At 70.9% G+C, this 17,907-nt stretch carries 13 protein-coding genes and 1 pseudogene; 5 read left to right on the plus strand and 9 right to left on the minus strand.

The genetic code is table 11. From position 1 onward, the window contains the following. Positions 1-228: 228 nt before the first annotated feature. The 4 genes from P8T65_RS40770 (at position 229) to rfbB (ending at position 5,358) form a co-directional block, all read left to right on the plus strand. Positions 229-1,488: a glycosyltransferase gene (locus P8T65_RS40770; protein WP_399102241.1), complete on the plus strand. Its 1,260-nt coding sequence runs from the start codon at positions 229-231 to the stop codon at positions 1,486-1,488. Between the two features lie 101 nt (positions 1,489-1,589). Further along, positions 1,590-2,765, plus strand: a complete 1,176-nt coding sequence (locus P8T65_RS40775) for a cytochrome P450 (RefSeq protein WP_316730436.1) — start codon at positions 1,590-1,592, stop codon at positions 2,763-2,765. Between the two features lie 491 nt (positions 2,766-3,256). Continuing rightward, positions 3,257-4,321: a glucose-1-phosphate thymidylyltransferase gene (locus P8T65_RS40780; RefSeq protein ID WP_316730437.1), complete on the plus strand. Its 1,065-nt coding sequence runs from the start codon at positions 3,257-3,259 to the stop codon at positions 4,319-4,321. Beyond that, positions 4,318-5,358, plus strand: a complete 1,041-nt coding sequence (gene rfbB, locus P8T65_RS40785; protein WP_316730438.1) for a dTDP-glucose 4,6-dehydratase — start codon at positions 4,318-4,320, stop codon at positions 5,356-5,358. Before P8T65_RS40780 ends, rfbB begins: the two co-directional genes overlap by 4 nt. Here the strand turns inward: rfbB and P8T65_RS40790 are convergent. Both P8T65_RS40790 and P8T65_RS40795 read right to left on the minus strand, forming a co-directional pair. Next, on the minus strand, positions 5,269-8,001 hold the full coding sequence (locus tag P8T65_RS40790) for a LuxR C-terminal-related transcriptional regulator (RefSeq protein WP_316730440.1): 2,733 nt from the start codon (positions 7,999-8,001) through the stop codon (positions 5,269-5,271). The two genes, rfbB and P8T65_RS40790, sit on opposite strands and share 90 nt — an antisense overlap. 853 nt (positions 8,002-8,854) lie before the next feature. Further along, complete coding sequence (locus tag P8T65_RS40795) at positions 8,855-9,235, minus strand: hypothetical protein (protein WP_316730442.1); 381 nt, start codon at positions 9,233-9,235, stop codon at positions 8,855-8,857. 242 nt (positions 9,236-9,477) lie between these two features. Between P8T65_RS40795 and P8T65_RS40800 the strand changes: the two are divergent. Then, positions 9,478-9,699 (plus strand): annotated as a pseudogene (locus P8T65_RS40800) (hypothetical protein); the annotation flags it as partial. Here the strand turns inward: P8T65_RS40800 and P8T65_RS40805 are convergent. The 7 genes from P8T65_RS40805 to P8T65_RS40835 all read right to left on the minus strand — a co-directional run bounded on the left by P8T65_RS40805 (position 9,694) and on the right by P8T65_RS40835 (position 17,904). Further along, positions 9,694-10,044 carry a DUF4326 domain-containing protein gene (locus tag P8T65_RS40805; protein WP_316730444.1) on the minus strand — a complete coding sequence of 117 codons (351 nt, stop codon included), beginning with the start codon at positions 10,042-10,044 and terminating at the stop codon, positions 9,694-9,696. The pseudogene P8T65_RS40800 and the gene P8T65_RS40805 sit on opposite strands and share 6 nt — an antisense overlap. Positions 10,045-10,069: 25 nt before the next feature. Next, positions 10,070-10,882: an SGNH/GDSL hydrolase family protein gene (locus P8T65_RS40810; RefSeq protein ID WP_316730445.1), complete on the minus strand. Its 813-nt coding sequence runs from the start codon at positions 10,880-10,882 to the stop codon at positions 10,070-10,072. 128 nt (positions 10,883-11,010) lie between these two features. Then, positions 11,011-12,027 (minus strand): hemolysin family protein, encoded by a 1,017-nt coding sequence (locus tag P8T65_RS40815; protein ID WP_316730447.1) that lies wholly within the window; start codon positions 12,025-12,027, stop codon positions 11,011-11,013. Continuing rightward, entirely contained in the window at positions 12,024-13,361 is a 1,338-nt protein-coding gene (locus P8T65_RS40820; RefSeq protein ID WP_184896813.1) for a hemolysin family protein, read from the minus strand. The genes P8T65_RS40815 and P8T65_RS40820 overlap by 4 nt, the downstream gene beginning before the upstream one ends. Before the next feature lie 224 nt (positions 13,362-13,585). Further along, the gene (locus P8T65_RS40825; protein ID WP_316731875.1) at positions 13,586-14,011 is read right to left on the minus strand and encodes a GNAT family N-acetyltransferase; all 426 of its coding nucleotides are present in this window, start codon (positions 14,009-14,011) and stop codon (positions 13,586-13,588) included. A gap of 392 nt (positions 14,012-14,403) precedes the next feature. Next, positions 14,404-15,285 (minus strand): LLM class F420-dependent oxidoreductase, encoded by an 882-nt coding sequence (locus P8T65_RS40830; RefSeq protein WP_316730450.1) that lies wholly within the window; start codon positions 15,283-15,285, stop codon positions 14,404-14,406. A 48-nt stretch (positions 15,286-15,333) separates the two neighbouring features. Next, a complete protein-coding gene (locus tag P8T65_RS40835) occupies positions 15,334-17,904 on the minus strand; it encodes an ABC transporter permease (RefSeq protein WP_316730451.1) in 2,571 nt (856 codons plus the stop codon). Between the last annotated feature and the right edge of the window lie 3 nt (positions 17,905-17,907).

The raw sequence follows: 17,907 nt of genomic DNA on the forward strand, positions 1-17,907 counted from the left end.
GTGATCGGCGCGGCAGGGCGGTGTCACCCTGCGCGAGTACGTGGGGTTTTGCCGTCGCCGCCGTTCCAGCCGCCGGGCGAGGCGATGCTGGCGTGCGTGTCAGGTCGACCCGGGCCCGCTGGAGCATCGGGTCGACCGGCGCGATCGGTGATCACGAGACCCCTCGCGGAGGCGACGTTGACGCGTGTTTTGATCGCTACCACCCCGGCACCGGGACACGTCGTGAGCATGCTGGAGGTCGCATGCGAACTGGCCCGGCGCGGCCACGAGGTGCGGTGGTACACCGGACGGGCCTTCCAGCAGCAGGTGGAGCGGGCCGGGGCGCACTTCGAACCCATGACCCCCGAGCTCGACTTCAGCGGCAGAAGCCGCGAGGAGGCGTTCCCCGAGCACGCGGGGCTGAGCGGAATGGCGAACTTCAAGATCGGCGTCCGGGACATCTTCTACCGGACCGCGCCCCGCCAGATGGACGACCTGTTGAAGGTCCTCGAACGGTTCCCGGCCGACTGCATCCTCGCCGACGACATGTGCTACGGCGCCTGCTTCGTCGGCGAACGCACCGGTATCCCTGTGGCGTGGCTGGCCAACTCCGTCTACATCCTGGGCAGTCGGGACACCGCACCCCTGGGCCGGGGGCTCGGACCCAGTTCGTCACCGCTGGGCCGGGTGCGCAACGCGCTGCTCCGGTTCGTCTCCGACCAGGTGGTGATGCGGGACATGCGCCAGGAGGCCGACCGTGTCCGGGCCCTGGTCGGCCTGGATCGGCTGCGCTCCTCCGCCATGGAGAACATCGCCCGCCCCCCGGCCCTCTATCTGCTGGGCACCGTGCCGTCCTTCGAGTTTCCCCGCAGCGATCTGCTCCCCGGCACCCACTTCGTGGGCCCTCTCCTCGGACTGCCCCCGGAGCACTTCGATCCGCCCGCCTGGTGGGAGGACCTGGACGGCGACCGCCCGGTGGTGCTGATGACCCAGGGCACCACCGCCAACGACGTCGACGGGCTGCTCCGCCCGGCCGTACGGGCCCTGGCCGACCAGGAGGTCCTGGTCGTGGTCACCACCGGCAGCGACCTGGACGTCGAACGGCTCCGGCCGCTGCCGGCGAACGTGCGGCTGGAGCGGTTCATCCCCTACCACCATCTGCTGCCGCGGGTGGACGCCATGGTGACCAACGGCGGCTACAACGGCGTCAACGCGGCCCTCGCCCAAGGGGTGCCCCTGGTCGTCGTACCGGGGTCGGAGGAGAAGCCCGATGTGGCGGCGCGGGTGGAGTGGGCCGGTGCCGGTGTCGTCCTCGAACGGCGGCCCGTGTCCGAGGCCGACCTGCGTGACGCGGTGACCACCGTGCTGCACGACGGGAGCCACCGACGGCGGGCCCGAGCACTGGCCGAGGAGCACCGGAGCGTCGACGCACCCCGACGAGCCGCCGATCTCATCGAGTCCATGGCCGGTTCCCAAGGCCAGATCCCCACCGGAGGTATCACCCGTTGAACGCCCATACGAAGACGACCGACCCGACGCAACCGGCTGGACCGACCGAACCGACCGATGCGACCGAACCGACCGGCTTGTCGGAAGCCCCCCTGACCGGCATGCCCGTGGATCCGGGTCCGTTCGACTGCATGCCGGAGCTGCTGGCCGCCGCGCGGGTGGCGCCGGTCGTGCGCATCCCCTACCTGGAGGAGCACGCCTGGGTGGTGTGCGAACCGGAGTTGGTGCGGACCGCGCTCACCCATCCCAAGATGGCCAAGGACATCACGTTGGTCCCCCAGTTCATGCGCAAGCCGGGCCTGATGGTGGGGTCGCAGCCGCCCCCGGAGTACGCCCGGGCCATGATCATGAGTGATGGCGAGGACCACGCCCGCATCCGGCGGGTGCACCAGCCGGTGCTGAGCCCGCGCAACACGGAACGGTGGGGCGAGCGGGTCGGTGTCAAGGTGGGCGGCTTCCTGGACGAGCTGGAGCAGTCGCGTTCCTCGGACTCCGCCGAGGTCGACGTGGTCACGGACTACACCCACCGAGTGCCGCTGGCCTTCATCTCCGAGATGCTCGGGCTGCCCCTGGAGGCCGAGCGGCGGCTGCGCAGCATCACCGACGTCATGCTGTACTCCTCCGACTACCCGGCCCGTCAGGAGGCGGTCGGCGCGCTGTTCGGGGCCGTGGAGAGCTGGGTGCAGAACCCCGCCCCGCTACGGGACGGCGTCATCACGGGCTTCCTCGCCGCCGCCGACGGGCCGGACAAGGTCACCGAGGGCGAGGTGATCGTCTGGACCGTCGGCATGATCATCACCGGTTACGAGACGACGGGCAGCCTGATCTCCGCATCGCTGTACGAGGCGTTGCGGCGACCGTCCGAGGAGCGGCCGGGGACCGACGAGGAGATCAAGAGCTGGATCGAGGAGGCCCTGCGGGTGCACCCCCCGTTCCCGCATCCCACCTGGCGCTTCCCCACCGAGGACATCGAACTCGGCGGATACCTGATCCCGAAGGGTGCCCCCGTGCAGGTCAGCATCGCGGCGGCGAACCGGAAGCCGGGCGAGGGCGCCGACAGCTTCGAGGCGGCCCGGGGCGGCCACGGCCATCTCAGCTTCGGCCTCGGTATGCACTACTGCATCGGTGCCTCCCTGGTCCGGCTGGAGGCGCAGATCGCGGTACGGGAGTTCCTGCGCCGCTTCCCGAGGGCCCGGCTGAGCACCGGTTCCTCCGTCGAGTGGGAGTCGGAGTGGATGATCCGCCGACTGAGCGCCCTGCCCGCCGTACTGAACTGACGGCCACGGCCGCACACGAACGTGCCCTGCCCCTCACCGTCGAGGGTCAGGGCACGTTCGTGTGCGACGGGGCGGAACGGAGGGGGCGCGGTCGGCACCGGCGTGGACAGTCGGAGGCGATCGCGGTCGCACCGGCGTACCAGGTGGTGACACGCCGTCTCCCGCGCGATGCTGCCGACTCCGCGACCGCCTCCGGGTCCCCTGGGGGGGGAAGCGCCAGGATGCCACTCGGGCGGGCGGGAGGGGGCGAGCCGGTCCTGAGTCCACGTGGTCGCGTGGGCTGCGGGTGCGGCGTTGTGTGCGAACGTCGCCCCGGCACCGGCAAACCCACCCGTGGAGGCCGCCTCCGGGGGATGTGCGGCTCTGCGGCGTTCACCAGCATGGATCACGTATCCGGTCCTTCCACGGACAGTTGGGGAGATGATGGCTCCTATCCTTGAGGCCGAACCGCAGGGACATCCCTGTGCGGCGGACGTACCGCGGGGGCGTCGATGAAGGCGCTCGTGCTCGCCGGTGGCTCCGGCTCCCGGCTGCGGCCGATCACGCACACCTCGGCGAAACAACTCGTGCCCGTCGCCAACAAGCCGGTGCTGTTCTACGGACTGGAGTCGATCGCCGAGGCGGGTATCCGGGAGGTCGGCATCGTGGTCGGCGACACGGCAGCCGAGATCGAGGCCGCGGTCGGCGACGGTTCCCGGTTCGGCCTGGACGTCACCTACCTGCCTCAGGAGGCACCGCTGGGTCTCGCCCACGCCGTGACGATCGCGCGGGACTATCTCGGCGACGACGACTTCGTGATGTACCTCGGTGACAACTTCATCGTCGGCGGTATCGGCGCTCTCCTGGACCGTTTTCGGGTGAGCCGACCGGACGCCCAGATTCTGCTGACCCGGGTGTCGGACCCGCGCGCGTTCGGCGTGGTCGAACTGGATGCCGACGGCCGGGTGATCGGTCTGGAGGAGAAACCGGAGCACCCCAGGAGCGATCTCGCGCTGGTCGGCGTCTACATGTTCAGCGCCCGCGTCCACGACGCGGTCAGCGGCCTCAAACCTTCCTGGCGGGGCGAGCTGGAGATCACCGACGCCATCCAGGAACTGGTCGACTCGGACTGCAGGGTGGAGTCGACCCTCGTGTCCGGTTACTGGAAGGACACCGGCAACGTCGCCGACATGCTGGAGGTCAATCGCCTCGTCCTGGACGGTGTCGAGGCCGACTGCTCGGGAGTGGTCGACTCCAGCGAACTGGTCGGTCGGGTGGTGATCGAGGAGGGCGCGACCGTCACCGGTTCCCGCATCGTCGGCCCGGCGGTGGTGGCCGCCGGATCCCGCATCCAGGACTCCTACATCGGCCCGTTCACCTCGATCGACAGCGGCTGCTCGGTCATCGACAGCGAGGTCGAGTACTCGATCGTGCTGCGCGGGGCGTCCATCGTCGGCGTACGCCGTGTCGAACGCTCTCTCATCGGACGCGAGGTCGAGGTGACGTCGACGCCCCGCATCCTGCGCTCCCATCGTCTCGTCCTCGGCGACCACAGCAAGGTGCAGGTGACCTCATGAAGATCCTTGTCACGGGAGGCGCCGGCTTCATCGGCTCCCACTTCGTACGCTCCTACGCCGACGAGGACGAACTGACCGTCCTCGACAAACTCACCTATGCCGGCAATCCGGCCAACCTGGAGCCTGTCGAGGGCCGCTTCACCTTCGTCCACGGCGACATCGGCGACGCCGGTCTCGTCGCCGAAGTGCTTCCCGGCCACGACCTCGTCGTCAACTTCGCGGCCGAGTCCCATGTCGACCGGTCGATAGCCGACGCCGACGAGTTCGTCCACAGCAACGTTCTCGGCGTGCAGACCCTGATGCGGGCCTGCCTCGACGCCGGCACCCCACGCGTCGTCCATGTGTCCACCGACGAGGTGTACGGCAGCATCGACACCGGCTCCTGGGACGAGACGGCCCCGTTGAATCCCAACTCCCCCTACGCGGCGGCCAAGGCGGGCGGCGATCTGATCGCCCTGGCCCACGCCCGCACGCACGGCCTCCCGGTGAGCATCACGCGCTGCGGCAACAACTACGGGCCGTACCAGTACCCCGAGAAGCTCATCCCTCTCTTCGTGACCAACCTCCTGGACGGCCTGACCGTCCCGCTCTACGGCGACGGCGGCAACGTACGCGACTGGATCCACGTCGACGACCACTGTCGAGCGATCCGCCTGGTGGCCGAGCGGGGCGAACCGGGCGAGGTCTACCACATAGCCGGAACGGCCGAGCTGACGAACATGGACCTCACGACCCGCCTCCTGAACGCCCTCGACGCCGACTGGCGAAGCGTCGAACAGGTGCGGGACCGCAAGGCCCACGACCGCCGCTACTCCTTGACCGACATCAAGCTACGGGCCCTGGGCCACAGGTCGCGGATCCCCTTCGAGGAGGGCCTCGTCGAAACGATCGAGTGGTATGCCGACAACCGCGCCTGGTGGGAACCCCTGAAGAAGCGCACCCCGCCCTCACGCCCTCAACCGGATCAGCGCGGTGCGCGACCGAATTCCCAACTTCCGGTAGATCTGCCGCAGATGGAACCCGACCGTGTGCGGTGAGATGAACAGATGCCGGGCGGCCTGCTGATTGGTGAGCCCCCCGGCCACCAGCTCGGCCACCTTCCGCTCGGTCTTGGTCAGGCTCTCCCACCCGGACACCGGCCGTTTCGCATGCGTCCAGTGCCGCCGCCGCACACCCAGCGCCCGCAGCCGCGCCCGCACCCGGGCGGCGTCCCGCTCCCCGCCGAGCGCACCGAAGGCACTCATCGCCCGGTCGAACTCACTGATGGCGGCCTCGTGCTCCCCGCGGTCGAGGAGCAGCCCGGCGTGGTCCTCGGCCGCGGTCGCCTGCGCCCACGGATTACGGTGCAGCCGCCCGGCCCGGTCGAGTGCCTCGGCGTCCCCTTCGGCGAGCGCCCGGGCGTGCATGGCCATGGCCACCACCGAGGGTACGCACTGGTTGCGTCCACGGAGGTGCTCCGTCGCCTCGATCACCGTCGAGACGAGGTCGGGCCGCTCGGCCGCGAGAGCGCACCGTACCCACCAGGCCGCCGCGGCCGGATCCTCCAGGACGACCTCGCGGAGCGCACCGTTCTGGGCCCCGATCTCGGCCAGCACCTCCGTCGCGGCCTGCTGGTCGGCCTGCGCCTCGGCCAGTTGCGCGTTGAGCAGCAGCCGCGCCCCCCACCAGGGGCTGTCGGCGTGCTGGGGGAAGTCCTTCTCCAGGGTCGTGATGTGCTCCTCGGCCTGGGCGAGCTCTCCTCGGCGCAGGGCCACGGAGGCGAGAACCAGCCATGCCTGCGGGGCGAGCATCGGTACATAGGGACCGTCGGTGCCGACCCCGAGCTTGGCGTCGTCCTCTGCCTCGTCCAACCGGCCCTGTGCGAGGTTCAGTTGGGCGCGGAGCACGGCGGGGACCGCGGTGGTCAGCGTGCTGTGTTTCGAGGCGATGGCGGCGGAGCTCTGGATGACGGCCGCCGCCTGCTCGTACTCGTCGGTCCTCGCGAGGGTGAAGGCCAGGAACCAGCGGGGGTCGAGGATCGGCGCCTCGTCGTCGGCGCGGTCGAGGGCGACCGCCCTGCGCAGGGTGGCCACGGCCTCGCCGACATCGCCGGCACGCCACTGGCCGAAGGCTTGGAAGGTCATCGCGCCGACCTGTACGGCGCCGGTGTGGCGGTCGGGTGCGCCGAGGATCTGGTGTGCGCGCTGGACGGCGGTGACGTCGCCGGTGAGGAAGCAGGCGGCGAGGTGGGCGACGATCGCCTCGCGGTGCTGGGACCCGCCGTGCTGCAGCGCGAGCGCGTCGCCTGCCGCTCGGCGGGCGAGTGGGGCGTTGCCGAGGAGCAGCAGTGCGGTCGACATCGAGGCCCGCAACGCGGCGACGTCCTCGACGAGCTCCGGCGGCAGGGGGGCGCCGAGGCGGGCTGTCTCGTCGACGGTGTCCTTGGCCAGGGCGATCGCGTGGTCCAGTCGGCCGGCTCTGGTGAGCGCTTCGACGGCGGTCCGTGCCAGTCGCACGCGTTCGGCGGTACCGGGGTCCAGGAGCTCCATGGAGCGGGCGGCGAGCGAGGCGGCTGTGGAGGGGTCGGCGAGCAGGAGTTTGCGGGAGCCCTCGGCGATGATGCGTAGTTCGTCCGTGTTGCCGGGTTGGGTGACGTGGACCAGTTGGAGGGCGGCGCGCTCGACGCCCTCGGGGCGCGGCAGCAGGATCTTCGCGGCCTGCCGGCGCAGCAGGGCGAGCACCGGGGGCGGTACGGAGTCGAGCAGGACCCGCCAGATCGGCTCGGTGCGGAAGGCGAGGTCGCGTTCGCCGCAGACGAGCAGGCCCCGGTCGACGGCCTCGTCCACGGCCGCGAGCAGACCGACGGGTGCTTCGCCGAGCAGGGCCGACAGGTCTTCCGGTGCGAACGGTGATCCGAGGACGGCGGCCAGTCTGAGCGCCTTCAGGGTGGGGTCCGACAGTGTCCTGAGGTCTTGCTGGACGGTCGCGGTGAAGCGTTTCGGCACGGGAGCGGGCACCGGGATGCCCCACCCGGCCGAGGGGCCGCCGGGTGGGGCGGGCTGTAATCGGGAGGTGCCGTCGATCAGGCACAGGTCGTCGTCCTCCGCCAGGCCGCGAATCAGCTCGATCACCGAGCGCGGGGTGGCGTTGACGCTCTCCGCGAGGGCGAGGAGAGCCGGGTCGGGGGTGGCTCCTGTGTGGTCGGTGACCAGCCGTGCCAGCGCGTCGCCCTCGATCGGTCCCAGCTCCCGCACGTGTTCCACCGGGAGGCTGGTGCGGAGTCCGGCGAGAGAGGTCCGCAGGTGTTCCTGGGGTGGGGCGTCGTGTCCCGTGGTGAAGGCGAGCAGCCAGAGGATCGGGCGTCCTCTGAGGGCCACGATGAGGTCGTTGAGCGTCGTCAGTGCGGGGAGTCCCGCGAGATGCAGATCGTCGATGACGACGGTGGTGCGGGTGCTCCCGGCGCCGGGGAGCCGTGCCCGTGCCGCCTCGATGACGGCCCCGGGGGTGGAGTCGGGCCCGGCCGGGGCGGCGCCCAGCACCATGAAGCCGTCGCTCTCGGCGAGCGAGGCCGCTTCCCTGAGAAGGCGGGTCTTGCCCGCGCCGGGAACCGCCCCCATCACCAGCACGGTGCTCCGCCCGGTGCTCGCCACGGCGCGCAGCTGCGCGATCGTCTGGGCCAGTTGGTCTTCCCTGCCGTGCACTGCTCCCCGGGAAATGGGCTGTGTGTGAACTACGTTGAGAAGCGGATTCTCGCACTTCGCCATTGCCGACCGTGAACAGCTGTGCATTTTCTCCCTCATCGACCAGAACTTCGCCGTCCGATTTCCATATCCGATCACAGTGCTCGCCCGAAGGGCAAGACCGCCCAAAGGCTCCCTCCTTGCTGCGCAGGCGGCGTCCGGAATCGTTTGGATACCGCTGGGAGGAATACTCGGCGGAAATGAGCAAGGAGATGGCCGGAAGTGATTCATTTCCGGTGGGTGTCCATCCCGCGTCGGCTCCCCGGACCCCGACGGCGCGGACCTGCGATTGTCCGGAACGCACCGGAAACCTGTCGTGAACGTGCAGGCAACAGGCCGAGGTGCGGCAGACGTGCAACACGGTCATCCATGGCACGCGCGGTATGCGCGCGCGCCGACGTCCTGCTCCGGCTCGACCACTTGCAGTTCCTGACCGGTTCGGCCTTTGTGACCGGAGGAGAAACCGCGACGTGGAAATCGATCCGCAGCTTTTCAGGCAGCGGGCCGACCGTCACCCGGCGCGACCCCGCACGCGCGCGCAACGACTCGGCTACCGGGCCACCCTCGACCCAATGGAGGCCACCGGATGAGCCAACCGGAACTAAACCCGGCGGGAACGGCCCCGCCGAGATCATCGTCGTGCCCGAAATGCCACCCGCCTGCGGTTACTTACGCGTCAGAGTCGTTCGGTGGGTGGAGGCAACGAGTGGCCTGCGAACTGCCGCCGGCAGGGTCGGCGTCTGAGTGTCGCACCGGCAAAACAAGGAGACGGGGCAGGGGTGGTTCCTGCCGACCCGTAGGAATCACCCCTGTGTCAGGGGTTGGCGCAAATCGCGTACACCGTGATGCCGACGGTGGAGGAGCCGTTCTGACGGCCAACCGCGATCCAGCCGCGCCCGTCATTCGTGGGGAAGCTCCCGATCAGCACGGCACCGTTGCCCCGGGCCTCGGCACCGCCGCCGACAACCTTCTTGCCCGCCGGGCAGTTGAGCGTCCGACGCTGGAAGTTGGGCACGTTGGCGTTGGGGAGCTGAACGATTTGGTGCCCGTCCACGGCCGCAGCCCGCGCCGGCGTCTTGGCCGCGGCGGCCTGGCCGGCTGCGGTCTCGCTGGTGGCGGCCTGGGCGGCCCAGCCGGCTGCGGAAACCAGGGCCAGGGCCAGAATGCCCGCGCCGATTGTCTGCTTGCCTCGCATATCTATGTCTCCTCGTTTTGGGAGACTCCCTCCAAACGGGAGTCTCCTCGACTGTCTGCTTACTCTTGCGAATCGATCGTGATAAGTATGCGTAGAATCCCGGCTCACCACTTGAGGGAAGCCTGAGGAAAGTCTGAGGGGAATTGTCGGGTTGAGCTGGAGCCGTTTCCGGTCAGGGCCCCGGCGTTTGCCTGAAGGCGGCCATGCAAGCTCCCCATAGGCGGCCTCTTACCGCCCCACTGATGGCCACGGGACTCCTCACCATGGAGACCCGTGAGGCGTACGACCTCACGGGCAGTTACCGCGCTGCGGCCGAACTGACCGGCGGCGTCGACCACCACACGGTGGCCCGCCATGTGAAGATGCGGGCCGTCGGCCAGCACCCCGACCAGCGCCGTCACCGAGCCGGCGCGATCGACGGCTATCTGCCGAAGATCGAGGAACGGGCGGTCCGTTCGCTAGGCGGTGGACTTCGTGCCGTCCGCCAGCTCCGCCAGGATGTCGCCGTGGCAGGGTTCGGGCGCGCACCAGCAGGCCAGCGTCTTCCCGCGCAGCTCCGGGACGAGGGCCAGCAGCTCGGGGTCGGCCGTCAGGTACTCCCGGTACTTCGCCATGACCTCGGCCCGCGTCCCGTCGCGCTTCTTCTTCTCGGTGTCGTACTGGAAGGGGTTGAAGAGCGGGTGCTGCGGCAGGTCCCAGTGGCCCATCGTCCAGCGGCGGCCGATGTAGACGAGGTCGCTGGGCGCGTACTCCAGCCGGGGGCCGAAGTCGCGGATACGGCCCTTGAGGTTGATCACGGTCGTGGTCACAGGCGCCTCCCGGTCGGACGGGTCCCTACGCTAGTGGGCCCTCGTACGGCAGCAACTCGGGCCGCTTGGCCGGCATGCCGTCGCCCGAGGAGCGGCCAGTGAGACGGCGCCCTATCCACGGCAGCAGGTACTGCCGGGCGAAGCGCGCGTGGGCGACCTGGCGGGCCGTCCAGCCGGGCGGCGGCGTGACGGGCATGGGGGTCCGCCACTCCGGGTCCTCCGCCTCGTGGCCGAGGGTCTGCCAGACTGCCTCGGCGACCCGGCGGTGCCCCTCGGCGGTCAGGTGCAGCCGGTCCACGTCCCACATCCGGGGGTCACCCAGCGAAGGCGCGCCGTAGAGGTCGACGACGAGGGCGCCGTGCCGGGTGGCCAGTTCGTCGACGCACGCGAACAGCTCCTCCATACGCGGCCGGAAGCGCTCCAGGAACGGGCCCTGGCGGCCGGGGCTGCGCATCAGGACGAGCTGCTTGCAGGAGGGGGCGAGGCGTTCCACCGCCTCCTCCAGCAGGCCGCGCACCCGGCCCATGTCGCACTTGGGCCGGAGCGTGTCGTTCAGGCCGCCGACCAGGGTGATGACGTCCGCCTCCATCGTGGCCGCGACCTCCACCTGCTCGGCGACGATCTGACCGATCAGCTTTCCGCGCACCGCGAGGTTGGCGTACCGGAAGCCGGGCGTGCGCGCGGCCATGCGGCCCGCGAGAAGGTCGGCCCAGCCCCGGTACGTACCGTCGGGGAGGAGGTCGGACATGCCCTCCGTGAAGGAGTCGCCGACCGTGACGAGGCTGGAGTAGGCGGGCCCGGGGGCGGTGGGGCCGGAAGGGCTGGGATTCGTCTGCATGGCGTCGGAAATGGTACCTCGTGCACATACCCAGCGGTCGGTCACCCTGTTCGGCGGCCGACGGCCGGACCGTCAGTCGGTCGGACGGTCCGACCGTCAGCCGGTCGGCGGGACGAAAGGAGCCCGACTCAGACGGCGGGCTGTCCGAACAGTTCCCTCAGGACGTCCTCCATGGTCACGATGCCCGCGAGTCGGCCGTCCTCGCCCAGCACGGCCGCCAGATGGGTCCGGCTGCGGCGCATCGCGGTGAGGACGTCGTCCAGCGGCGTGGTCTCCCGCACCCGGGCGATGGACCGCATGTCGCGGACGGAGAACGGCACGTCCCGAGGGGCCGCGTCGAGCGCGTCCTTCACATGGAGGTACCCCACGATCCGGCGCCCCTCGTCGACCACGGGGAAGCGGGAGAACCCGGATTCGGCCGACAGCCGCTCCAGTTCCTCGGGGGTGACGCCCATGCCCGCGTAGACGACCCGCTCCAGCGGGAGCACCACGTCCCGCACGGGCCTGCGGCCCAGTTCGAGGGCGTCGCGCAACCGCTCCTGCGCACGGTCGTCGATGAGGCCGGCCTCGCTGGAGTCCGCGACGAGACGGGCCAGCTCGGTGTCCGAGAAGGTCGCCGCGACCTCGTCCTTCGTCTCGATCCGCATCAGCTTCAGCAGCGTGTTCGCGAACGCGTTGACCGTGAAGATCACCGGGCGCAGCGCACGCGACAGCGTCACCAGAGGCGGACCGAGCAGCAGGGCGCTGCGCACCGGCTCCGCGAGGGCGATGTTCTTCGGCACCATCTCGCCGAGCAGCATGTGGAGATAGGTGGCGAGCGCCAGGGCGATCACGAACGAGATCGCGTGGCCCGCGCCCTCCGGCACGCCCACCGCGTGGAACAGCGGCTCCAGCAGGTGCTCGATCGCGGGTTCCGCGACCACACCGAGCACCAGGGTGCACAGCGTGATGCCGAGCTGCGCGGCCGCCATCAGCGCGGACACGTGCTCCAGGCCCCACAGCACACTGCGGGCCCGGCGGTCGCCCTGTTCGGCGTACGGTTCGATCTGGCTGCGGCGTACGGAGATCAGGGCGAACTCGGCGCCCACGAAGAAGGCGTTGACGACCAGCGTCGCGAAGCCGATCAGCAGCTGGACGGCGGTCATCGGGTCTCCTCCTCGTGCTCCTCGGCGGTCGCGACCGGCGCGTGCAGGAGCACTCGCGCGGCCCGGCGCCCCGCCGCGTCCACCACATCGAGCCGCCAGCCGACGACCTCCACGGTGTCCCCGACGGCCGGTATGCGGCCCAGCTCGGTGGCGACGAGACCCGCGAGCGTCTCGTACGGTCCCTCGGGCGCCCGCAGGCCGACGCGGGCGAGCTGGTCGGTGCGGGCCGAGCCGTCGGCGGAGTACAGCTCGCGGCCGTTCTCGTCGGTGCCGACGGGCGCCAGGTCGGGTGTCTCGTGCGGGTCGTGCTCGTCGCGGACCTCGCCGACGACCTCCTCGACGATGTCCTCCAGGGTCACGACGCCGGCGGTCCCGCCGTACTCGTCGATGACGACGGCCATGGTGCGCTTGCCCGAGAGCCGGTCGAGGACCCGGTCGACGGTCAGCGACTCGGGGACGAACAGCGGCTCGCGCAGCAGTTCGGCGACGGAGGTGCGCAGCCGGCGCTCGGCGGGCACGGCCAGGACGTCCTTGATGTGCGCGGTGCCGATGACCGAGTCGAGGCTGCCGCGGTAGACGGGGAAGCGGGAAAGGCCGGTGGCCCGGGTCGCGTTCGCCACGTCCTCGCAGGTCGCCTGGGCGTCGAGGGCGATGACCTGCACGCGCGGGGTCATCACGTTCTCCGCGGTCAGGTCGGCCAGGTTGAGCGTGCGCACGAACAGCTCGGCGGTGTCCTCCTCCAGGGCGCCCTCCTTGGCCGAATGCCGGGCGAGGGCCGCGAGCTCCTGGGGGCCGCGCGCGGAGGCCAGCTCCTCGGCGGGCTCGATGCCGAAGAGCCGTACGAGACGGTTGGCGGTGTTGTTGAGGTGGGTGATGAACGGCCGGAACGCGGCGCTGAACCAGCGCTGCGGGTTCGCCACCTTCTTCGCCACCGGCAGCGGCGCGGAGATCGCCCAGTTCTTGGGCACCAGCTCGCCGACGACCATCAGTACGACGGTCGACAGGGCCGTACCGATGACGAGGGCCACGGAGCTCGACGCGGAGCCCGGCACGCCGACAGCCTCCAGCGGGCCCGCGATCAGCTTGGCGATGGACGGTTCGGCGAGCATGCCGACGACCAGGTTGGTGACGGTGATGCCGAGCTGTGCGCCGGAGAGCTGGAACGTCAGGTTCCGTACGGCCTTGAGGGCGCCCGCGGCGCCCCGTTCGCCGCGCTCCACGGCTCGTTCCAGCCGGCCCCGGTCGACCGTGGTCAGCGAGAACTCGGCGGCGACGAAGGCACCACAGATCAGCGAGAGCAGCACCGCCACCAGAAGGAGGAGCACTTCGGTCATCGGGTCACCTCCGTCCCATGGTCGGACAGGGGAGGGAGGAATGCGCGACATCGGGCGCCGGTGCCGCTGACACCGCGGGCGCCGGTGCCGGTACGACGTCGGGCGCCGGTGCTGGTACTGGGAGGCTCGCCCATGGGCGGACGCTCACAACCTTTCCGTAGAGGTCGACGGGTCCACCCATGGTAAAGGATCGGCAAAGGCATGTCGGTCCCCGTGGGAGGCGGTCAGTCCCCGAGCGGCTTCACCCATCGCCGCCACTTCTCCTCCGGCGCGTACCCGGCCGCTCGCCAGGCATGCTGGGCCGTCTCGTTGCGGACGAGCACCATCGCGTCCCCGCGTCGCCCGCCGAGCCGTAGGAACCGCTCCTCGGCGGCGGTGAGCAGCGCCGAACCGATGCCCCTGCGGCGGCGCCCGGGGTGCACCGCGAGCCGGTACAGATGGCATCGCCAGCCGTCGAAGCCGGCGACGACCGTGCCCACCAGCTCTCCGTCCAACTCGGCGAGGATCAGCGACTCGGGGTCGCGGGCCACCAGTCGCTCGACGCCGTCGCGGTCGTCACTGATGCTCGTGCCCTCGGCGGCCACCTTCCAGAAGGCGAGCACGGCGTCGAGGTCGTCGGGCGTTGCGGCCCGTATACGCAGGTCGGTCATGATCGGATCCCACCACGGGAGCCACGGGACGACCTGCAATTCCAGGATCCGGACGGAGCCGGACATGGGCCGCACGGGCGTGGGCCGGGGTTGGCCGGGGGCGGAGCGGAGCCGGGCGGAAGCCGCACGGGAGTCGGTCGGGCCTGCACGGAGCCGACCGGGAGGCGATCTGGACGGGCCGGGGCAGGGGCCACCGGGCGCGCCGACCCGGAGCGGCCGCCCAGCCTCGGTGCCGCCCGGCCTCGGGGCCGGCATGCCCGGCCTCGCGGCGGCCCGGCTTGGGGACCCGCCCGGCTCGGGGGCCGGCATGGCTCGGAGATCTGCCCGGCTTGGGGACCGCCCGGCTCGGGCCCACCCCGCTCGGGGCCCGCCCGGCTCGGAGACCGGTCGTCTCACCTACCCCGCAGTGCCTCGACCACCTTCGCGAAGGCCTCCATGTTCGGCTCCAGGACGGTCAGGTACGAGAAGCCGTACCGCTCCCGCTGCGCCAGGACCTGGTCGACGATCTCCTCCAGCGTCCCCACCAGGACCAACGGCAGCCGCAGGGCCTGCTCCTCGCTGAGGTTCGGCAGATGACCGAGCCACGGCCGCACGGCGGCGGCGCGATCGTCGGTCAGCTCGACGATCTGGATCAGCAGGTTGAGCTCGGCCGGTTCCTTGCGCCCGGCGGCGAACTCCTGGTACCGGCCGACCCGTTCGTCCAGCTCCTCGGCGGTCAGCGGTTCCAGCTTCCCGCCCCCGACCGCCCGCGCGCCGGTGAACGCCGCGATGTCCGCGTGTTCGGCGGTGGCGCGCAGCATCTGGTCACCGTTGGCGCCGATCAGCAGCGGCACCCGGGGCCGCTGCGCGGGGCGCGGCTGGTGGTCGGCGGAACCGAGGAGCCGGTCCACCTCCTCGACCGTGCGCAGCAGATGGTCCACCCGCTCGCCGGGCGACCCCCACGGCAGACCCGCCTTCTCGTGCTCGGCGGGCACGTATCCGGTGCCGAGCCCCAGCTCCAGCCGTCCGCCGGTCAGCGCGTCCGTGGTGGCGACCTCGCGGGCCAGCAGCGTCGGGTTCCAGAAGCCCGCGTTGAGCACGAAGGTGCCGAGCCGCGGCCGCTCGGTCGCCTCCGCCGCGGCCACCAGCGAGGGGAACGGGGCCGGCATGCCCAGATGGTCGGGGACCAGGATCACGTCATAGCCGAGCTGTTCGGCGCGGCGGCACTTCGCGCGCCACTCCCCGGCCGACGTGGGGCTGAGCAGGCTGACTCCGAAGCGGAACGGGCGCGGCATGAACTCTCCTCACTGGCAAGGGACTTGAGTCGGCACACCGCGAGTACATCACTCGTGCGCGATGGCCGCCAGCACGTTCATCCGGGACGCCCGCAGGGCCGGCAGCAGGGCCGCCACCACGCCCACGACCGCGGAGCCGATCACGACGGCGACGACCGTGCCCCACGGGATCGCCAGCGCCTTCATCCCCTGCAGTGCCAGCACCTGCTGCACACACACGCCCCAGACCAGCCCCAGCGCGAGCCCGAGGACGGCACCGAACACGGCGATCACCACCGACTCCAGCCGGATCATCCGCCGCAACTGCCGCCTGGCCAGCCCGATCGCGCGCAGCAGCCCGATCTCCCGGGTGCGCTCCACCACCGACAGGGCGAGGGTGTTGACCACGCCGAGCACGGCGATGACGATCGCGAGGCCCAGCAACGCGTAGACCAGATAGAGCAGTACGGCGATCTGGCCCCGCACCAGCTCCTTGTAGTCGGCCTGGTCGCGGACCTGCACCTGCGGATACGCCTCGAGCGTCCGCTCCAGGTTCGCGCGCAGCTCGTCGGCGTCCACGCCGGAACCCGTGTTCACGTACAGCGCAGAGTCCTGTCCGTCGGGCACCTGGGACTCGATGGTGCCCGTCCCGAAGAACAGCCCGCCCTGCATCCCGAAGCCGTCGGCGGTGTCCTGGTCGGTGAGCGCGGCCACCTTCAGCTCGGCGCTCTTCCCGGCGGGGAACCGCACCGGGATCGTGTCGCCGACGCTCACGTCGTGCTCCCGCGCGAACTCCACGTCCATGGCGATGGCACCGTCCGCGAGCGCGGCCGCGCTGTCACCCCGGGCGTAGGTCACGTTCGCGACCTCGTCGAGCCGCGCGTCGTAGGCCCCGGCGGTCGTCTCGATCCGTGTCCCGTCCGGCAGCCGGACCGCGACCGGGGTGAACCGCTGCCGTACGACGAGGCCGACGCCGTCGGTGGCGCGGACCTTGTCGGTGACCTCCTGCGGGAACGGCAGGAAGTTCTGGTTCTGGACGACGAAGTCGGCGCCGAGGGTCTTGTCGATCTCCTGGTCGAAGGACTTCGTCATCGACGCGCTCGCCACGGACATGCCGCCGACCAGCGCGATGCCCACCATCAACGCGGCGGCGGTGGCCCCGGTCCGGCGCGGGTTGCGCAGGGCGTTGCGCTGGCTCATCCGGCCCACGGAGCCGAACAACGCGGGGAACGCCCCGCCCAGGACGCGGATCACCGGCCGCACGAGGAGCGGTCCCGCGATGACCGTCGCGATGAGCGTGAGGACCACACCGAGGCCGAGCAGGGAGGCCGCCGACCCCGTGTCGGACGACACCGCGCACCCGGCCAGTGCGGCGGCACCCGCCGCCCCGACGACCGCGCCGACCACCGCGCGGACCTTCAGGGGCCGCCCGGCCCCGGCGATCTCGGCGTCCGCGAGCGCCGCCATCGGCGACACGGCCGACGCCCGGCGCGCCGGCAGATAGGCCGCCACGAAGGTCACGCCGAGCCCCACGACGTAGGCCGCGACGGGCGTTCCCACGCCGATCACCATCTCGGTCGACTTCAGGTTCATCCCGAAGGCGCCCATGAGCGCGATCAGTCCGAAGGCCAGTCCGATGCCCATGGCGAGACCGAGCGTCGACCCGACCAGGCCGAGCAGCGCCGCCTCGGTCAGCACCGACCGCCGCACCTGCCGCCGGTCGGCACCCATCGCGCGCAACAGGCCCAGCTCGCGGGTGCGTTGGGCGATCAGCATCGAGAAGGTGTTGACGATGAGGAACATCCCGACGAGCGTCGCGATGCCGGCGAAACCGAGCATCACGTATTTGATGACGTCGAGGAATCCGCCGAGCGACGCGGCGGCCGACTCGGCCTGCTCGTCTGCCGTCTCGTACTCGTACGCCGTCGGCCCCAGCGCGTCGGCGATCCGCCGTTTGAGCACGTCGTCGCTCACCCCCGGCCCGGCGGTCACCGAGATTTCGGTGGCGGCGTCGGGGTCGCCCAGCAGTTCGGTCTGCGCGACCTGGGTGTCGAGGAAGACGAGCGCGGAGCCGGGGTTGGTGGTGGTGAAGGTGGCGATGCCGACGACCTCCACCTCGAAGGAGCCCGGCCGGGCGAGGACCCTCAGGGTGTCGCCGATCCGCACGTCCTTGTTCTTCGCGGTGTCCGCGTCCAGCAGCGCCTGGCCGGGGCCCTCCGGCGCGTGCCCGCTCGTCAGCTTCACGGGGCTGCGGTCGCTGGGGTGCCAGTCGGTGGCGATGGTCGGGGCGCCCGTAGTCGGTCCCACCGACTGGTTCTCGCTGTCGACGACCGTGACGTTCTCCACGGACACGTCGATGTAGGCGTCCGCGACGCCGTCGATGCCCGCGATCCGCTCGGCGAGCGAGGCGGGCACCGTCTCCTGCGCCCCGGTGGGCAGCTGGCCCTCCAGCCCGTCGTCCTTGGGGCCCACGGTCACATCGGCCGAGGTGGAGGCGAAGAGCCGGTCGAAGGTGCGGGTGACCGTGTCCGAGAAGATCAGGCTGCCCGCGACGAACGCCACGGACAGGATCACCGCGAGTGCCGAGAGCAGCAGCCGCCCCTTGTGCGCCAGGAAACTCCGCAGGGTCGCCTTGAGCACGGT

The organism is Streptomyces sp. 11x1, assembly GCF_032598905.1.
Taxonomy (GTDB): Bacteria; Actinomycetota; Actinomycetes; order Streptomycetales; family Streptomycetaceae; genus Streptomyces.